The organism is Streptomyces sp. NPDC036815 (assembly GCF_055609205.1).
Genome location: NZ_JBVJPW010000018.1, coordinates 65,022 through 80,886, shown reverse-complemented (window position 1 = coordinate 80,886; position 15,865 = coordinate 65,022). Strand labels below are relative to the sequence as shown.

17 protein-coding genes are annotated in these 15,865 nt (G+C 71.9%); 5 read left to right on the top strand and 12 right to left on the bottom strand.

The features are described from left to right. Positions 1 to 44: 44 nt before the first annotated feature. From ACZ69I_RS29395 to ACZ69I_RS29375, 5 genes are all read right to left on the bottom strand, one after another. Positions 45 to 1,058 (bottom strand): hemolysin family protein, encoded by a 1,014-nt coding sequence (locus ACZ69I_RS29395; protein ID WP_467681255.1) that lies wholly within the window; start codon positions 1,056 to 1,058, stop codon positions 45 to 47. Further along, entirely contained in the window at positions 1,055 to 2,389 is a 1,335-nt protein-coding gene (locus ACZ69I_RS29390; RefSeq protein WP_470835607.1) for a hemolysin family protein, read from the bottom strand. Before ACZ69I_RS29390 ends, ACZ69I_RS29395 begins: the two co-directional genes overlap by 4 nt. A 173-nt stretch (positions 2,390 to 2,562) precedes the next feature. Then, the gene (locus tag ACZ69I_RS29385; RefSeq protein ID WP_470835606.1) at positions 2,563 to 2,988 is read right to left on the bottom strand and encodes a GNAT family N-acetyltransferase; all 426 of its coding nucleotides are present in this window, start codon (positions 2,986 to 2,988) and stop codon (positions 2,563 to 2,565) included. A gap of 74 nt (positions 2,989 to 3,062) precedes the next feature. Continuing rightward, positions 3,063 to 5,627 carry an ABC transporter permease gene (locus ACZ69I_RS29380; RefSeq protein ID WP_470835605.1) on the bottom strand — a complete coding sequence of 855 codons (2,565 nt, stop codon included), beginning with the start codon at positions 5,625 to 5,627 and terminating at the stop codon, positions 3,063 to 3,065. Between the two features lie 10 nt (positions 5,628 to 5,637). Continuing rightward, the gene (locus ACZ69I_RS29375) at positions 5,638 to 6,468 is read right to left on the bottom strand and encodes an ABC transporter ATP-binding protein (RefSeq protein WP_470835604.1); all 831 of its coding nucleotides are present in this window, start codon (positions 6,466 to 6,468) and stop codon (positions 5,638 to 5,640) included. A gap of 162 nt (positions 6,469 to 6,630) precedes the next feature. Between ACZ69I_RS29375 and ACZ69I_RS29370 the strand changes: the two genes are divergently transcribed. Together ACZ69I_RS29370 and ACZ69I_RS29365 are read left to right on the top strand one after the other, a co-directional pair. Next, entirely contained in the window at positions 6,631 to 6,879 is a 249-nt protein-coding gene (locus tag ACZ69I_RS29370) for an antitoxin (protein ID WP_467681245.1), read from the top strand. A gap of 4 nt (positions 6,880 to 6,883) precedes the next feature. After that, positions 6,884 to 7,255, top strand: coding sequence for a fic family toxin-antitoxin system, toxin component (locus ACZ69I_RS29365; RefSeq protein ID WP_467681243.1), 372 nt, complete (start codon positions 6,884 to 6,886; stop codon positions 7,253 to 7,255). Here the strand turns inward: ACZ69I_RS29365 and ACZ69I_RS29360 are convergent. Then, the gene (locus tag ACZ69I_RS29360; RefSeq protein ID WP_470835603.1) at positions 7,240 to 7,923 is read right to left on the bottom strand and encodes a class I SAM-dependent methyltransferase; all 684 of its coding nucleotides are present in this window, start codon (positions 7,921 to 7,923) and stop codon (positions 7,240 to 7,242) included. The two genes, ACZ69I_RS29365 and ACZ69I_RS29360, sit on opposite strands and share 16 nt — an antisense overlap. Positions 7,924 to 8,040: 117 nt before the next feature. Here ACZ69I_RS29360 and ACZ69I_RS29355 point away from each other — a divergent pair, with 117 nt between their 5' ends. Further along, complete coding sequence (locus tag ACZ69I_RS29355) at positions 8,041 to 8,787, top strand: DUF1838 family protein (RefSeq protein WP_470835601.1); 747 nt, start codon at positions 8,041 to 8,043, stop codon at positions 8,785 to 8,787. A 98-nt stretch (positions 8,788 to 8,885) separates the two neighbouring features. On the opposite strand, the gene bioD is transcribed toward ACZ69I_RS29355, so the two are convergent. The 3 genes from bioD to bioB are packed head-to-tail and all read right to left on the bottom strand — an operon-like array spanning position 8,886 to position 12,136. Beyond that, positions 8,886 to 9,638 (bottom strand): dethiobiotin synthase, encoded by a 753-nt coding sequence (bioD, locus tag ACZ69I_RS29350; protein WP_470835599.1) that lies wholly within the window; start codon positions 9,636 to 9,638, stop codon positions 8,886 to 8,888. A 1-nt stretch (position 9,639) separates the two neighbouring features. Continuing rightward, positions 9,640 to 10,920 (bottom strand): adenosylmethionine--8-amino-7-oxononanoate transaminase, encoded by a 1,281-nt coding sequence (locus ACZ69I_RS29345; protein ID WP_470835598.1) that lies wholly within the window; start codon positions 10,918 to 10,920, stop codon positions 9,640 to 9,642. Continuing rightward, a complete protein-coding gene (gene bioB, locus ACZ69I_RS29340; RefSeq protein ID WP_470835597.1) occupies positions 10,913 to 12,136 on the bottom strand; it encodes a biotin synthase BioB in 1,224 nt (407 codons plus the stop codon). The genes ACZ69I_RS29345 and bioB overlap by 8 nt, the downstream gene beginning before the upstream one ends. Positions 12,137 to 12,256: 120 nt before the next feature. Here bioB and ACZ69I_RS29335 point away from each other — a divergent pair, with 120 nt between their 5' ends. Beyond that, positions 12,257 to 13,474 (top strand): 8-amino-7-oxononanoate synthase, encoded by a 1,218-nt coding sequence (locus ACZ69I_RS29335; protein ID WP_470835595.1) that lies wholly within the window; start codon positions 12,257 to 12,259, stop codon positions 13,472 to 13,474. A 33-nt stretch (positions 13,475 to 13,507) separates the two neighbouring features. Here ACZ69I_RS29335 and ACZ69I_RS29330 read toward each other — a convergent pair whose 3' ends face one another. Continuing rightward, positions 13,508 to 13,732: a DUF397 domain-containing protein gene (locus tag ACZ69I_RS29330; protein ID WP_467681229.1), complete on the bottom strand. Its 225-nt coding sequence runs from the start codon at positions 13,730 to 13,732 to the stop codon at positions 13,508 to 13,510. A gap of 9 nt (positions 13,733 to 13,741) precedes the next feature. Then, entirely contained in the window at positions 13,742 to 14,605 is an 864-nt protein-coding gene (locus ACZ69I_RS29325; protein WP_470835593.1) for a helix-turn-helix domain-containing protein, read from the bottom strand. A gap of 272 nt (positions 14,606 to 14,877) precedes the next feature. Between ACZ69I_RS29325 and ACZ69I_RS29320 the strand changes: the two genes are divergently transcribed. Beyond that, on the top strand, positions 14,878 to 15,339 hold the full coding sequence (locus ACZ69I_RS29320) for an ATP-binding protein (protein ID WP_470835592.1): 462 nt from the start codon (positions 14,878 to 14,880) through the stop codon (positions 15,337 to 15,339). A gap of 50 nt (positions 15,340 to 15,389) precedes the next feature. On the opposite strand, the gene ACZ69I_RS29315 is transcribed toward ACZ69I_RS29320, so the two are convergent. Beyond that, positions 15,390 to 15,863 (bottom strand): C40 family peptidase, encoded by a 474-nt coding sequence (locus tag ACZ69I_RS29315; protein ID WP_467681223.1) that lies wholly within the window; start codon positions 15,861 to 15,863, stop codon positions 15,390 to 15,392. Between the last annotated feature and the right edge of the window lie 2 nt (positions 15,864 to 15,865).

The following is a 15,865-nucleotide window of genomic DNA, read 5'->3' as shown; positions in this document are numbered from 1 at the left end:
CGAAGCTCCCGTCGGCCGCGGCGCGCCGCGCTCGTCGGCGGGGGTCACACGGGCTGGCCGAAGAGCTCCCGCAGCACGTCCTCCATCGTGACCATGCCGGCGAGCCGGCCGTCCGCGCCGAGCACCGCGGCCACATGGGTACGGCTGCCGCGCATGGCGGTCAGCACGTCGTCCAGCGGCGTGGTCTCGCGCACCTGGGCGATCTTGCGCATCTCCGGCACCCGGAACGGCAGGTCGCGCGGTGCCCGGTCAAGGGCGTCCTTGACGTGCAGGTAGCCGACGATGCGACGGCCGTCGTCGACGACGGGGAAGCGGGAGAACCCGGACTCGGCCGAGAGCTCCTCCAGCTTCTCCGGAGTGACGCCCACGCGCGCGTAGACCACGTCCTCCAGCGGCAGGACGACGTCCCTGACGGGGCGGCGGCCCAGTTCCAGCGCGTCGCGCAGCCGCTCCTGCGCACGGTCGTCGATCAGACCCGCGTCACTGGAGTCCTTGACCATGCGGGCGAGATCCTCGTCGGAGAAGCTCGCCGACACCTCGTCCTTGGCCTCCACGCGCAGCAGTTTGAGCAGCCCGTTGGCGAACGCGTTGATTGCGAAGATCACCGGACGCAGCGCCCGCGCGAGCGCCACCAGCGGCGGACCGAGAAGCAGCGCCGAGCGCACCGGCTCGGCGAGCGCGATGTTCTTGGGGATCATCTCGCCGAGCAGCATGTGCAGATAGGTCGCCACGACCAGCGCGATGACGAACGAGACCGGGTGGATCAGACCGTGCGGCACCCCGACCGCGTCGAACACCGGCTCCAGCAGGTGCGCGATGGCCGGCTCCGCCACGATGCCGAGGACCAGGGTGCACAGCGTGATGCCCAGCTGCGCGGCCGCGAGCAGCGCCGAGACGTGCTTCAGGCCCCACATCACGCTCTTGGCGCGCCGGTCCCCCTCCTCCGCGTACGGCTCGATCTGGCTGCGGCGTACGGAGATGAGAGCGAACTCGGCGCCCACGAAGAAGGCGTTGACGACGAGCGTCGCCAGGGCGATCAGCAGCTGGATGGCGATCATCGGGCATCCTCCTCGTGGTCGTCGGTGGCCGACGGGGCGTGCAGCATGACGCGGGCGGCGCGGCGCCCGGCGGCGTCGACGACGTCCAGTCGCCAGCCGCCGACCTCGACGCCGTCACCGACGGCGGGGATGCGGCCGAGCTCCGTCGCGACGAGCCCGGCGAGCGTTTCGTACGGCCCGTCCGGCACTCGCAGCCCCACGCGCGCGAGCTGGTCGGTGCGTGCCGCGCCGTCGGCGGCGTACAGCGTCCTGCCGTCGTCGTCGGTGCCCGCGGGGGCGATGTCGGGCGTCTCGTGCGGGTCGTGCTCGTCCCGCACCTCGCCGACGACCTCCTCGACGATGTCCTCCAGGGTGGCGACACCGGCGGTGCCGCCGTATTCGTCGATGACCACGGCCATGGTGCGCTTGCCCGAGAGCCGGTCGAGGAGCCGGTCGACGGTCAGCGTCTCCGGTACGAGCAGGGGCTCCCGCATCCGTTCCGCGACGGAGACGCGGTGCCTGCGCTCGGCGGGCACGGCGAGCATGTCCTTGATGTGGGCGACACCGACGACCGTGTCGAGGTTGCCGCGGTACACGGGGAAGCGGGAGAGGCCGGTGGCGCGCGTGGCGTTCGCGACGTCCTCGCAGGTCGCGTGCACGTCCAGGGCCATGACCTGGACCCGGGGCGTCATCACGTTCTCCGCGGTGAGGTCGGCGAGGTTCAGCGTGCGCATGAACAGCTCGGCGGTGTCCGCCTCCAGGGCGCCCTCCTTGGCGGAGTGCCGCGCGAGCGCGACCAGCTCCTTGGGGCCGCGCGCGGAGGCGAGCTCCTCGGTGGGCTCCAGGCCGAAGCGGCGGACGGACCGGTTCGCGGTGTTGTTCAGGTGCGCGATGAACGGCCGGAAGGCCGCGCTGAACAGGCGCTGGGGCGTCGCGACCCGCTTGGCCACGGCCAGCGGCGAGGAGATCGCCCAGTTCTTGGGGACCAGCTCGCCGATGACCATCAGGAAGATCGTCGACAGGGCCGTGCCGAGGACCAGGGCGATGGAGGAGGCGGCCGACGCGGGGATGCCGAGGCCGCGCAGCGGTCCCGCGATGAGTTTGGCGATGGAGGGCTCGGAGAGCATGCCGACCACCAGGTTGGTGACGGTGATGCCGAGCTGGGCGCCGGAGAGCTGGAACGTGAGGTTCTTGACGGCTTTGAGGGCGCCGGGGGCGCCGCGCTCGCCGCGCTCGGCGGCCCGTTCGAGCTCGCTGCGCTCGACCGTCGTGAGGGAGAACTCCGCGGCGACGAACACGCCGCACGCCAGGCAGAGCAGCAGCGCCACGAGGAGCAGGAGCACTTCGGTCATCGGGTCACCTCCGTCCCATGATCGGGCAGGGGCGGGAGGAATGCGCGATGTCGGGTACTGGGAGGCTCGCCCATGGGCGGACGCTCACACCTTTCAGTCGATACGAGTAATGGGTCCATGGTAAAGGATGAGCAAAGGGGCCCGTACCCGAGGCGGGCACGAGGCCCCGCACCTCAGCCCGTGAGGGGCTTCACCCAGCGGCTCCACTGCGGCTCGGGAGCGTAACCCGCCGCGCGCCAGGCGTGGTGGGCGAGAGCGTTGCGGTCCAGGACCATCGCGTCGCCGCGGCGGCCGCCGAGCCGCACGAAGCGCTCCTCCGCGGCCGCGAGCAGCGCCGAGCCCACGCCGCGGCGGCGGTGGTCCGGGTGCACGGCGAGCCGGTAGAGATGGCAGCGCCAGCCGTCGAAACCGGCGATGACCGTGCCCGCGAGCGCACCGCCGTACTCGGCGAGGATCAGCGCCTCGGGATCGCGCGAGACGAGCCGTTCCACCCCGGAGCGGTCGTCGCTGATGCTCGTGCCCTCCGCGGCGTCCTTCCAGAAGGCCAGCACCGCGTCGAGGTCGCCGGGCCCTGCCGTCCGTATACGAAGATCGTTCATGGGACCATCCCATCACCGGCGGCCCTGTGGCGCCTGGGAATTCCAGCATGCGGGCCAGGGCCCGCGTCGGCCGTTCACTCGTGCGCGATGGCCGCCAGTACGTTCATGCGGGAGGCGCGGAGTGCGGGCAGCAGCGCCGCCGCGAGGCCGACGACCACCGAACCGATCACCACCGCGACGATGGTCGTCCAGGGGAACGCCAGCTCCTTCATCCCCTGCAGCGCTAGGACCTGCTGCACGGCGACACCCCAGACCAGACCGAGCGCGAGCCCGAGCAGCGCGCCGAACACCGCGATCACCACCGACTCCAGGCGGATCATCCGGCGCAGCTGACGCCGGCCGAGACCGATGGCGCGCAGCAGCCCGATTTCCCGCGTGCGCTCGACGACCGACAGGGCGAGGGTGTTGACCACGCCGAGCACCGCGATGACGATCGCGAGGCCGAGGAGCGCGTAGACGAGGTAGAGCATCACGGCGATCTGCTGCCGGATCAGCTCCTTGTAGTCGGCCTGGTCACGCACCTGCACCTGCGGATACGGGTCGAGGGTCCTGTCCAGGCGCGCGCGCAGGGTGTCCGCGTCCGTGCCCGGCGCGGCGTTGACGAACAGTGCGGAGTCCTGGCCGCCCGGCACGTACTTCTCGACCGTGCCGAACCCGAGGAACAGCCCGCCCTCCACCCCGAACCCCTCGGGGGAGTCCTGGTCGGTGAGCGCGCCGACCGTCAGCTTCGCCGCGCGCTCGCCGGGGAACCGCACGGGCAGCGTGTCGCCGACGCGCACCTCGTGCTTCGCCGCGAAGTCCTTGTCCATGCCGATCCGGCCGGCCGCGAGCGCGGCGCGTGAACTCCCTCGCGCGTACGTGACCTTGGCGACGTCGTCGAGCCGCGGATCGTAACCCGCGGCGGTCGTCTCGACCTTCTTGCCGTCGGGCAGCGCCAGCTCGATGGGGGTGAAGCGCTGGCGCACGACGAGGCCCGCGCCGTCCGTGCGCTCGACCTTCCCGGTGATCTCCGGCGAGAACGGCATGAAGTTGCTGTTCTGCACCACGAAGTCGGCGCCGAGCGTCTTGTCTATCTGCCGGTCGAACGACTTCGTCATCGAGGCGCTGGCCACCGAGAGGCCACCGACCAGCGCGAGCCCCACCATCAGCGCGGCCGCCGTGGCACCCGTGCGGCGCGGGTTGCGCAGCGCGTTGCGCTGGCTCATCCGGCCGACCGAACCGAAGACCGCTGGGAACACGCCACCGAGGACCCGGATCACCGGACGGACCAGGAGAGGGCCCGCGATGACCGTGGCGATCAGGGTCAGGACGATGCCGAGCCCGAGCAGGGACGCCGCCGACGAGGTCTTCTCCGCCCGCGCGCAGCCCACCAGGGCGGCGGCGCCGGCCGCCCCGACGACGGAGCCCGCGGCGGCCCGCACCTTCAACGGCCGCCCCACGCCCGCGATCTCGGCGTCGGCGAGCGCCGCCATCGGCGAGACGTGCGCGGCCCGCCGGGCCGGGAGGTACGCGGCGACGAACGTGACGCCGACCCCGACGACGTACGCGGCGACGGGCGTCGCCCAGCCGACGACCATCTCCGTGGACTTCAGGTTCATCCCGAACAGGCCCATCAGCTCGATCAGGCCGAGGGCGAGGCCGATGCCCGCGGCGAGCCCCAGCGTCGAGCCGACCAGGCCGAGCAGCAGCGCCTCGACGAGCACGGAGCGGCGCACCTGCCTGCGGTCGGCGCCGAGCGCGCGCAGCAGCCCCAGCTCGCGGGTGCGCTGCGCGATGAGCATGGAGAAGGTGTTGACGATCAGGAAAATGCCGACGAGCACGGCGACACCGGCGAAGCCGAGCATCACGTACTTGATGACGTCCAGGAAGCCGCCGAGCTCGGACGCGGCGGATTCGGCCTGTTCGTCGGCCGTCTCCAGGTCGTAGCCGGAGCCCAGTTCGGCGGCGATGCGGTGCTTGAGGGTGGTGTCGGAGACGCCCTTGGCGGCCGTCACCGAGATGCCTGTCGCCACGTCCGTCGAGCCCAGGAGCTCGCGCTGGGCGGTCGAGGTGTCCAGGAAGACGAGGGCGGCCCCGGGATTCGTCGTGGTGAACGTGGCGATGCCGACGACCTCGACCTTGAACGAGCCGGGGCGCGCGAGGACGGTCAGCCTGTCGCCGATCTCCACGTGCTTCTTGTCGGCCGTGTCCGCGTCGATCATCGCCTGACCGGCGCCGCGCGGGGCATGGCCCGAGGTGAGCTCCACGGGGCTGCGGTCGGAGGGGTACCAGTTGGTGGCGATGGTGGGGGCGCCGGTCGTCGGGCCCACGGATTCGTTGTCGCGGTCGACGATGGTGATGTTCTCCACCTTCGCGTCGACGTGCGCGTCCGCGACCCCGGCGACCTCGGTGACCCGCTCCTTGAGGCGCGCGGGCACCGTCGCCGTCCGTCCGGACGGCACCGCCTCGTCGAGGTCGTCCTTCGGCTCGACCGTCACATCGGCCGACGTGGAGGCGAACAGCCGGTCGAAGGTGCGGGTCACCGTGTCCGAGAAGATCAGGCTGCCCGCGACGAACGCCACCGAGAGGATCACGGCGAGCGCGGAGAGCATGAGCCGGCCCTTGTGCGCGAGGAAGCTCCTCAGCGTCGCCTTCAGCACCGCGGCAACCTCAGCTCTGTTCGGACGGACGGTCGGTGGGCGCGGGCGTGCCCGGTGGTGCCATCGCCTGCAGGGCGTCGAACCGTTTCATGCGTTCGAGGACGGCGTCGGCCGTCGGGCGTTCCATGTCGTCCACGATCCGCCCGTCGCCGAGGAAGAGGACCAGGTCGGAGTGGGCGGCCGCGCCGGGGTCGTGGGTCACCATCACGACCGTCTGGCCGAGCTGGTCCACCGCGTCCCGCAGGAACCCGAGCACTTCGAGCCCGGCCCGCGAGTCGAGGTTGCCCGTCGGCTCGTCGGCGAAGATGAGCTCGGGCTCGGCGGCGAGGGCCCGCGCGCAGGCCACCCGCTGCTGCTGGCCGCCGGACAACTGCGCGGGGCGGTGCTTGAGACGGTCCCGCAGGCCCAGCGTGTCGATGACGTGCTCCAGCCAGTCCTGGTCGGGCCGCTGCCCCGCGATGTCCATCGGGAGCGTCATGTTCTCCAGCGCGTTGAGCGTGGGGATGAGGTTGAACGACTGGAACATGAACCCGATCCGGTCCCGCCGCAGCCGGGTCAGCTCGCGCTCCTTGAGGCCCGTGATCTCCGTGTCCCCGAGCCACACCTGGCCCGCCGAGACGCTGTCGAGCCCGGCCAGGCAGTGCATCAGCGTGGATTTTCCCGAACCGGAAGGGCCCATGACCGCCGTGAAGCGCTCGCGCGCGATGTCCACGTCGACCGCGTCGAGGGCGAGGACGGTCGTCTCGCCCGAGCCGTACGCCTTGGTGAGACCGCGGGCGCGGGCGGCGGCGGTTGCGGTCCCCGGACGGCCTGCGAACGGCGCCGAAGCAGGTGTGGACAAGGCGGCCTCCTGGGTTGTGGCCGGGCCAACTCCCGTGACCCCGCCGAGAGTAGTGGGCCACCTGGGCGTCCGGTATCCCTCCGAGGTCCCGCCCCCGAGACGTATGTAAGGGGCACGGTCTGCGCCCTTGTCGTGCTAGCACCTGGGCGCTAGCTTGACGGTATGGCGAAGACCCAGTTGAACGTGCGGGTGGACGAGGACACCGCCCGGGCCGCGCGGGAGCGCGCCCTGGCCCGGGGCATGAGCGTCAACCGCTACATCGAAGAACTCGTCAAACAGGACTCGGGCGAAGTGGGACACACCTTCGTCGAGGCCGCCGCCGACTTCATGAAGCAGTACGAGTCCGTCTTCGCCGAGGAGTTCGGCGTCGAGCGCGAGGGCCGCCGCCCGATGCGTGAAGGTCGTCGCTGAGCCGTTGGACCTCAGAATCGACCTTGCCTGGCTCTTGATGATCGCCGAACACAAGACGCCCGGTGACCCGCAGGTCACCGACTGGGGCGCGCTCGTCGCCGCCGTCAGCCGCCACGAGGCGGAGATATTCGGCCTGCCCGTCTACGAGACCCCGCACGACCGCGCGGCGGCACTCCTCCAGCTCCTGCTCCACATCCCCGCGCTCGAACGCTCCAACGCGCTCTTCGCCGCCTCCGTCGCGTACGCCTACCTCGTCTCCAGCGGCCTGAAGGTCGTCACCTCGCCCGAGCAGGTGCGTGACCTCGCCCGCCTGGTGAAGGAGGACGGCGTGAGCGTGCACTCCATCGCGGAGGAACTGCGTCAGTGGAGCCTGTGATCCGACGAAGTCCTGAACGCCGTACCGATCACGCAGTACGACGTGGGCAGGCGCGGCCCCTTCGCGGGTACGAGGAGACGACGGTGCTCGCCGATCTCGAAACCGGCCGCGCGCAGCGCCCCCAGCGTGTCCCGCCCGACGTGGCAGCCGCCGAACAGCGGCGGCCACACCGTGCGGTCCAGGACGCGCTGGGTGGCGGCCATCAACGTGCCCGGCGCGCGGCCGTGCTCGAAGAACCGCAGCTCACCGCCGGGCCGTAGCACCCGCCGCAACTCGCCCAGGGCGCGCAGCACGTCGCGCACGCTGCACAGCACCAGGGATACGACGGCCGCGTCGAACGCCTCGCTCTTGACGGGCAGGGCTTCGGCGGCGCCCGGCACGACGTCGACGGGCACGTCCGCACGCAGGGCCGCGGACACCGCCAGCCGCCGCAGGATCCGCTCCGGTTCGATCGCCACGACCTCGGAGACCGCGCCCGGACAGTGCGCGAAGTTGAGGCCGTTGCCCGCCCCCACCTCGATGACCCGACCGGAGAGCCCGGCGAGCAGTTCCCGCCGGTACGCGCCGATCACGGGCTCGGCGGCCACGCTCCGACGTGCGTAGAAGCGGGCGAAGACGGGGTGGTGCACGGCGTCCCGGGACGCGGACCTGGTGGAGCGAGGTGACATGGGCCCTCCTCGGCGGAGCGAGCGGATACCGCCATGGTGCGCCCGATGGGGCCGTTCTCCGCCGCATCGGCCGGAGATGTCGTCACCGGGCGCGGGAGATCGCGCACAGTACTCCGTATGACGACACCCGCAGAGTCCCTCCGCTCACTCGCCCGCACCCGGGCCTCACTGGACGGCGAGGAGGTCACGTACTGGTGGTCGGGAGATGTGTACTCCTGGGCGCCCGACGAGCCGTACCAGCGCCTCTTCGGCTTCGAGGGGCTCAACGTCGCCCGCCTCGTCCAGGACCCCGAGGACGGCCCGGACACCTACCAACTGCTCACCCGCGAGGCCGCGTTCTACCTGGACCCCACCACCCGCGAGATCCTGGAGACCTGGCAGGGCCTGCCGGTGGTGCACATATGGAACGACCCCGCGAACCAGAAATGGCGCCCTTTCCCGGTCCCGACGACCGAACTGGGCGACCAGGTCTGCTTCAGTCTGGAGATCCCGCTGGCCTACCCCTCGCCGCTGCCGGTGGCCCAGTACCCGCTCCACTCGGCCGGTGACACGTACCGGGCCCTGGAGCTCTTCCAGTTCTTCGTGGACCGCGCCGAGCTGGCCGGAACGGCGCCCGGCGTCCCGGCCACCATGTCCTGGACCCGGATGTCGCAGTGGCTCCCGTGGATGGCGCGCGGTCAGCGGCCCGGCGGCCTCACCTATCACTGCCGGGGCCGCAAGCTCGGCTCGTACGCCGAGGTCCCCGAGCGCACGCGCGCCTACGTGGCCGACCGGCATCCGGAGTTCGCCCACGCCCCGGAGAAGTGGAGCGAGCCGAACGAGACCAGCTGGACGTACTTCCGCAAGCTCAACCCGCCGAAGTAAGCGCCTGGCGCCTGACGCCTGCAGTCCACCGGAGCGGGCGGGGCGGGTGGCGCGGCCACGACCGCCCCGCCCGCCCCGCGCCCGGGGAGTGCAGTGGCTCAGTGCTCCCGCGCGTCCCCGGCGGACCACGCCGCGGGCGCTTCCCGCTCCGTGAACGCCGCTCCGTTCCACGTGCCGCCCAGCTCCGGTCCCAGCCAACTCCCGGCCCGCGTACGGAAGTCGGGGCCTTCGAGGGTTCCCGAGCCCTCCGGGATCGCGCCGAGCAGACTTCTGCCGGACGCCTCCGGGAGGTCGGCGAGGTTGCACCGGGAGGCCAGGTCCGGCGCCGCGGGCCAGCTGCCGACGACGACGCCGAACTGCTCGATCCCGCGCGCCCGCAGCGCCTCCGTGGTCAGCGTTGTCGCGTTGAGCGTGCCGAGCCCCGCGGTCGCGACCACGAGGACCGGGGCGCCGAGCAGCCGGGCCGTGTCGGCCAGCGTGCCGCCCTCGTCGTCGAGACGGACGAGCAGGCCGCCCGCGCCCTCGACGAGGACCAGGTCGTGCTCGGTCGCCAGCTTCGCCGCCGCGTCGGCCACGTCGGCGGGACGTACGGGGGCCAGGCCGGCCCGGCGCGCGGCGGTGTTCGGCGCGAGCGGCTCGGGGAACCGGGCGAGTTCCAGCGTCGTGACGGCGTCGCCCGCCAGCCGCGCGACCTCCTGCGCGTCGCCCGGCTCGCCTGGCGCGACGCCGGTCTGGGTGCCCTTGAGGACGGCGACGCTGCGGCCCGCCGCGAGCGCGACGGCGGCCACCGCGGCCGTCGTCACCGTCTTGCCGATCTCCGTGCCCGTTCCGGACACCACGATCACGGTCATGTCAGCCCTCCTTCGCCGCGGCGCACACCGCACGCGCGATCCGCGCCACGTCGTCGTCCCCCGTGATGAACGGCGGCATCGTGTAGATCAGGTCGCGGAACGGCCGCACCCATACGCCCTCGCGCACCGCGGCCCGCGTCGCCGCCGCCATGTCCACCGGATGGTCCAGCTGGACGACCCCGATGGCGCCGAGGACGCGGACCTCCCGTACGGAGGGCAGCTCCGCCGCCTCGGCCAGGCCCTCGCGCAGGCCCGACTCGATGCGTTTGACCTCGCTCTGCCAGTCCTGCCCGACGAGCAGGTCGATCGAGGCCCCGGCCACCGCGGTGGCCAGCGGATTGCCCATGAACGTCGGACCGTGCGCGAGTACCGGCACCTCCCCCTGGGAGATGCCGTCCGCGACCCGCGGCGTGCACAGGGTCGCGGCCAGCGTCAGATAGCCGCCGGTCAGCGACTTGCCCAGGCACATCACGTCGGGCGTGACGCCCGCGTGGTCCGCCGCGAACATCGCCCCGGTGCGGCCGAAGCCCGTCGCGATCTCGTCGAGGACGAGCAGCACGTCGTGCGCGTCGCACGCCTCGCGCAGCACCCGCAGATAGGCGGGGGAGTGGAAGCGCATGCCGCCCGCGCCCTGCACCACCGGCTCGACGATCACGGCTGCGAGCTCGTGGGCGTGGCGCCCGACGATGTCGTGCAGATGGGCCGCGTACGCCTCCTCGTACTCCACGGGCGGGGCGTCGGCGAACACCTGGCGCGGCAGGACGCCCTGCCAGAGTTCGTGCATGCCGCCCTCGGGGTCGCAGACGGACATCGGCTGCCAGGTGTCCCCGTGGTAGCCGCCGCGCCAGGTCAGCACCCGCTGCTTCGCCGGCCGGCCGAGCGAGCGCCAGTACTGGAGGCACATCTTGAGGGCGACCTCGACCGAGACGGAGCCGGAGTCGGCGAGGAAGACGTGCTCGAGACCTTCGGGCGACATGTCGACGAGGCGCTTCGCGAGCCGGACGGCGGGCTCGTGCGTGAGCCCGCCGAACATGACGTGGCTCATCCGGTCCAACTGGCCGCGCACCGCGTCGTTGAGCACGGGGTGGTTGTAGCCGTGGATCGCCGACCACCAGGACGACATGCCGTCGATCAGCTCGGGACCGCCGTCCGCGAGGCGCAGCCGGACGCCGTTCGCCGACTCGACGACCAGGGGCTCCTGGCGGCCCGGCATCGGCCCGTAGGGGTGCCAGACGTGCTGCCGGTCGAGCGCGAGGAGCTCGGAGGTGGAGAGGTCAGGCATTGGGCGCGAGATCCGTTCCCGCACCCCGGCGCCGCACCGCCACCAGGTCCGTCCGTGCCTCGGAGGGCTCGGCGACCGGCTCCGCGACGGGCCCGGCCGTCCCGCAGGGGCCGCAGCCGCCGCCCGCGTGCGAGCCGCAGCCGCCCTCGTCGGGCGAGCCGCAGCCCGCCTCCGCGTGCGAGCCGCAGCCCCCCGCGGCGGCCGCCGCGTCCACGCGGTGCCGCGGCAGCGTCACCTGATCCGCGCCCTCGACCTCGAAACCGGCGTCGGCGATCATCTCCAGGTCCGTCTTGCCCGCCTGGCCCTCACTGGTCAGGTAGTCGCCCAGGAAGATGGAGTTGGCGAGGTTCAGGGCGAGCGGCTGCATCGAGCGGAGATGGACCTCGCGGCCGCCCGCGATGCGCACCTCGACGTCCGGGCAGACGAAGCGGACCATCGCGAGGATCCGCAGACACCGCTGCGGCGTGAGGTTCCACTCCTTGGCCAGCGGAGTCCCCTCGAACGGGATCAGGAAGTTCACCGGCACGGAATCCGCGTCGAGCTCGCGCAGCGCGTAGACGACGTCGACGAGGTCCTCGTCGCTCTCGCCCATGCCCGCGATCAGCCCCGAGCAGGCCGAAAGGCCCGCAGAGTGCGCCTTCTGGACGGTGTCGACGCGGTCGGCGTACGTGTGCGTCTTGGTGATGTCCGCGTACGTCGCCTCGGACGTGTTGAGGTTGTGGTTGTAGGCGTCCGCGCCCGCGCCGCGCAGGCGCTCCGCCTGGCCGTCGGAGAGCAGACCGAGGCAGGCGCACACCTCGACGCCCTCGTTCTGCTCCTTGACCGCCGCGATGGTCTGCGCCACCCGGTCGACGTCGCGGTCCGTCGGGCCGCGGCCGCTGGCCACCAGGCAGACCCGCTTGGCGCCGCCCGCGACCCCGGCCGCCGCGGCCTGCGAGGCCTCGTCCGGCTTCAGCCAGGTGTACTTCAGGATCTCGGCCTTGGAGCCGAGGCGCTGCGAACAGTAGGAGCAGTCCTCGGGGCACAGGCCCGACTTGAGATTGACCAGATAGTTGAGCTTCACCCGTCGTCCGAACCACTGCCGCCGCACCTTTCCGGCGGCGGCCACTACGTCCAGGAGATCGTCGTCGGAGGTAGCCAGTACGGCCAGCGCCTCTTCACGGGTCGGCAGTTCGCGCCGAAGCCCCTTTTCCACCAGCGTGTTCAGCAGGTCCATGGCGCTGATCCTTACGCACGGCAGCCTGCCGGGCCAAGGAGAGTTCGCACAACAGAAGCGGTTTGAGGTGTAAGTATTGCCACACCCTGGCCGGGTGGCACGGCGGCTAAGGTCTGTGCAATGTCTACAAACAGGCACCCTGTGACGAGCGCGTCCACCGCGCCGGGCCACGCGCCGGGCGGCGCACCCGGCGCCGAGCCGGACGAGGCGTTCGGCTGGCTCGACGAGCAGGCGCGGCGGCGCGCCGACGCCGGCCTCGTACGCACCCTGCGCCCGCGCCCGGCCGACGCGGGCGCTCTCCTCGATCTGGCGGGAAACGACTACCTCGGCCTGACCCGGCACCCGGAGGTCACCGAGGGCGCGGCCGCCGCGGCCCGGCGCTGGGGCGGCGGCGCCACCGGATCCCGGCTCGTCACGGGCTCCACGGAGCTGCACGCGGAGCTGGAGCGCGAGCTCGCCGCGTTCTGCGGCTTCGAGGCGGCGCTCGTCTTCTCCTCCGGCTACGCGGCGAACCTCGCCGCCGTCACCGCGCTCGCCCCCGGCGGCTCACTGATCGTCTCCGACGCGGGCAACCACGCGTCCCTGATCGACGGCTGCCGCCTCGCCCGCGCGGCGACGCAGGTGGTGCCGCACGCCGACCCCGAAGCGGTGCGCAAGACGCTCGACGCCCACGACGGCCCCGCCGTCCTGGTGTCGGACTCGGTGTTCTCGGTCGACGGGGACATGGCGCCGCTGGCCGAACTCGCCGCCGCCTGCCGCGCGTCCGGGGCCGGGCTGATCATCGACGACGCGCACGGTCTCGGGGTGCTCGGCGACGGCGGCCGGGGCGCACCGTACGCCGTGGGGCTCGCGGGCGCGCCCGACACCGTGGTCACGCTCACCCTCTCCAAGTCCCTCGGCAGCCAGGGCGGAGCCGTCCTCGGCCCGGCCAGGGTCGTCGAGCACCTGGTGAACGCGGCCCGCACCTTCATCTTCGACACGGGCCTCGCGCCCGCCGCGGCCGGCGCCGCGCTCGCCGCCCTGCGCCTGCTGCGCCGTGAGCCCGAACGCGCGGCCCGCGCCCGCGAGGTCGCGGCCGAGCTGCACCGGCGCCTCACGGCCGAGGGTCTCTCGGCGGTACGCCCCGACGCCGCTGTCGTCTCCGTGCGCGCCCCGTCGCCGGAGCAGGCGGTCCGCTGGGCGGCCGACTGCCGGGCCGAGGGCCTGGCCGTGGGCTGTTTCCGTCCGCCGTCGGTGCCGGACGGCATCTCACGGCTGCGGCTGACCGCCCGCGCGGATCTCACCGACGAGCAGATCGCCGGTGCCGTACGGGTGATCAGCCGCTGCGCACCTCGATGAGCCGCTCCGGGCCCGCGTGGGGCCGAGGCTCGCTCAGCGGAGGCTGTTGACGAACGTCTCCCAGGGGCCGGGGGAGATGAGCAGGGCGGGACCTGCGATGTTCTTCGAGTCGCGCACGGCCCGCAGGCCGGTCGGCGAACCCGGGTCGAGGGTGGCGGTCTCGACACAGTTGTTCATTCCGTTGCTGTAGCTGCTGCGCTGCCACCGCGCACCTTGAAGTGTCGTGCTGGAAGGTACGTACCGAGGCATTGCGGTCATGGTGCCTCCTTACGCGCCGTCGCCTAGCCCGGCGATGAATACCGTTGATTCCTCGGGTGAAAGCGCCTGTTCCTGAAGGGAGTTGAAGGCCTCCGTGTACGCCTGGAGGTCTTCTTTCCGTTCGAGGTAGAGGCTACTCGTCAAATGGTCGAGAACAACCACATCCAGATCAGCAATGTCCGGAAATGAAAAGATAACGAAAGAACCGATCAGGCCCGCGTGCTCACCCGCGGCGAACGGCAGCACCTGAAGTCGGACATGAGGCAGGAGTGACACCTCCCGCAACCGTGTCAACTGCCCCGCGAGAACCCGCGCCCCGCCCACCGGCCGCCGCAGCACCGCCTCGTCCATGACCACCTCAAGCCGTACCGGCGGATCCGCGCGCAGCACGTCCTGGCGGGCCAGACGCACCTCCACGAGGGCGTCGACCTGCTCCTCCGGCAGCCCGCCGAGTGCCGCCCGGGTCACCGCGCGCGCGTACTCGGGGGTCTGCAGCAGGCCCGGGACCACGGTGGTTTCGAGTGTGCGCACCCAACACGCCTGCGACTCCAGGCTGATGAAGTCCCGGTAGGTGGCGGGCAACAGGTCGCGGTACGCCCGCCACCAGTGATGACGCCCCGCACCGGGATCGTCGGCCCCCGCGAACGCGATGAGCAGCTCGCTGCGCCGGGAGTCCCGCACCTCGTACGCCGCGAGCAGCCGCCGCACGTCGGAGGCCTTCACGCCGCTGCGGCCCGTCTCGATCCGGCTCACTTTCGACTGGTGCCAGCCGAGCCTGGCGGCGGCCTCACTGCTGGTGAGACCCGCTTCGCTGCGCAGTGCGCGCAGTTCGGCGCCGAGCTGGCGGCGGCGCACCGCGGGGCCGTACTGCATGCCCGTCTCCTTCCGGCCGGAGCCGTCGGATCTCCCGGCGGCGAGGCGGGGCAGTAGGCGAGATTAGAGGAAGTGCGAGTCCCTCGCCCAAATACGCTCTGCCGTAGCAGAGTTCACCGCATCGAGCGACAGATATATGCACATCTCGGTGGATCGCCACGCGTGCCCGGCCAAGGAGTGGCAGTCTGGCGCGAAGCACCAGTCCGGGACGGTCCTCGAGTCATCCGCCGCGATTCGGGGACCGGTCCCGGTGGGAAAGGGACAACGTCGCCATGGCAGATCACCAGGAAGCTTCCGTCACCCTGCCGAGCGAACCCGCCTCGGTCCCCGCCGCCCGGAAATACGTCTCGCGTGTGCTCTCCGAATGGGGCCTGCCCGGCGACGCCGAGGTGACCGACACGATCCGGCTCATCGTCTCCGAACTCGCCACGAACGCCGTGCAGCACACCCTGGGGCAGTCGCCCACCTTCACCGTCGACATGGAGCTTGACCGGGACGAGCAACTGCGGATCGGCGTCACGGACAGCCACCCGCGCTACCCGAAACGTCTGCCCGCGGCCGTCCAGCAGGACAACGGCCGCGGCCTGGTCATCATCCGCTGGCTGACCGCCGAGTGCGGCGGCAAGCTCTCGGTCAGCCCCACCGAGGAAGGAGGCAAGACCGTGTGGATCGCGCTGCCCTGGCGGGCGCCGGTCCAGCGCCGACACCGCGACGCCGCCCACGGACCCGGGTGACGGAGCGGGTCAGTGGGCGGCCGGGCGCCCGTGGGCGCCGCGTGGCAGGGTCAGCGCACCCTCCCGTACCAGACACTCTTGGACCAGATCTTCTCCAGGCGCACGACGGTGCCCGTCTTGGGGGCGTGCCAGATGCGGTTGCCGCCCGCGTAGATCCCCACGTGGTAGACGTTCCGCCCGGAGTGGAAGAACACCAGGTCGCCGCGGGTCCGCTGGGACCTGGAGACGTGCTTGGTCTTGTTGTACTGCGCGGCGGCGGTGCGCGGCAGCTTCTTGCCCGTCCGCTTGAACGAGTAGAGCGTCAGGCCCGAGCAGTCGAACCGGTGGGGGCCGACCGCCCCGTAGCCGTACGGGGAGCCCTTCTTGGACGCCGCGATTTTGAGCGCCTTCGTCCCATGGGTGGCTGCCTGGGCCTCCGACGTGAGCCCGGGGGCAACGACGGTGCCGCCTACGACGGCGAGCGTGAGGACCGATGCGGCACCGGTCCTGCTGAGCAGCGACGGAACATGATTCAGCGCGGTCATGC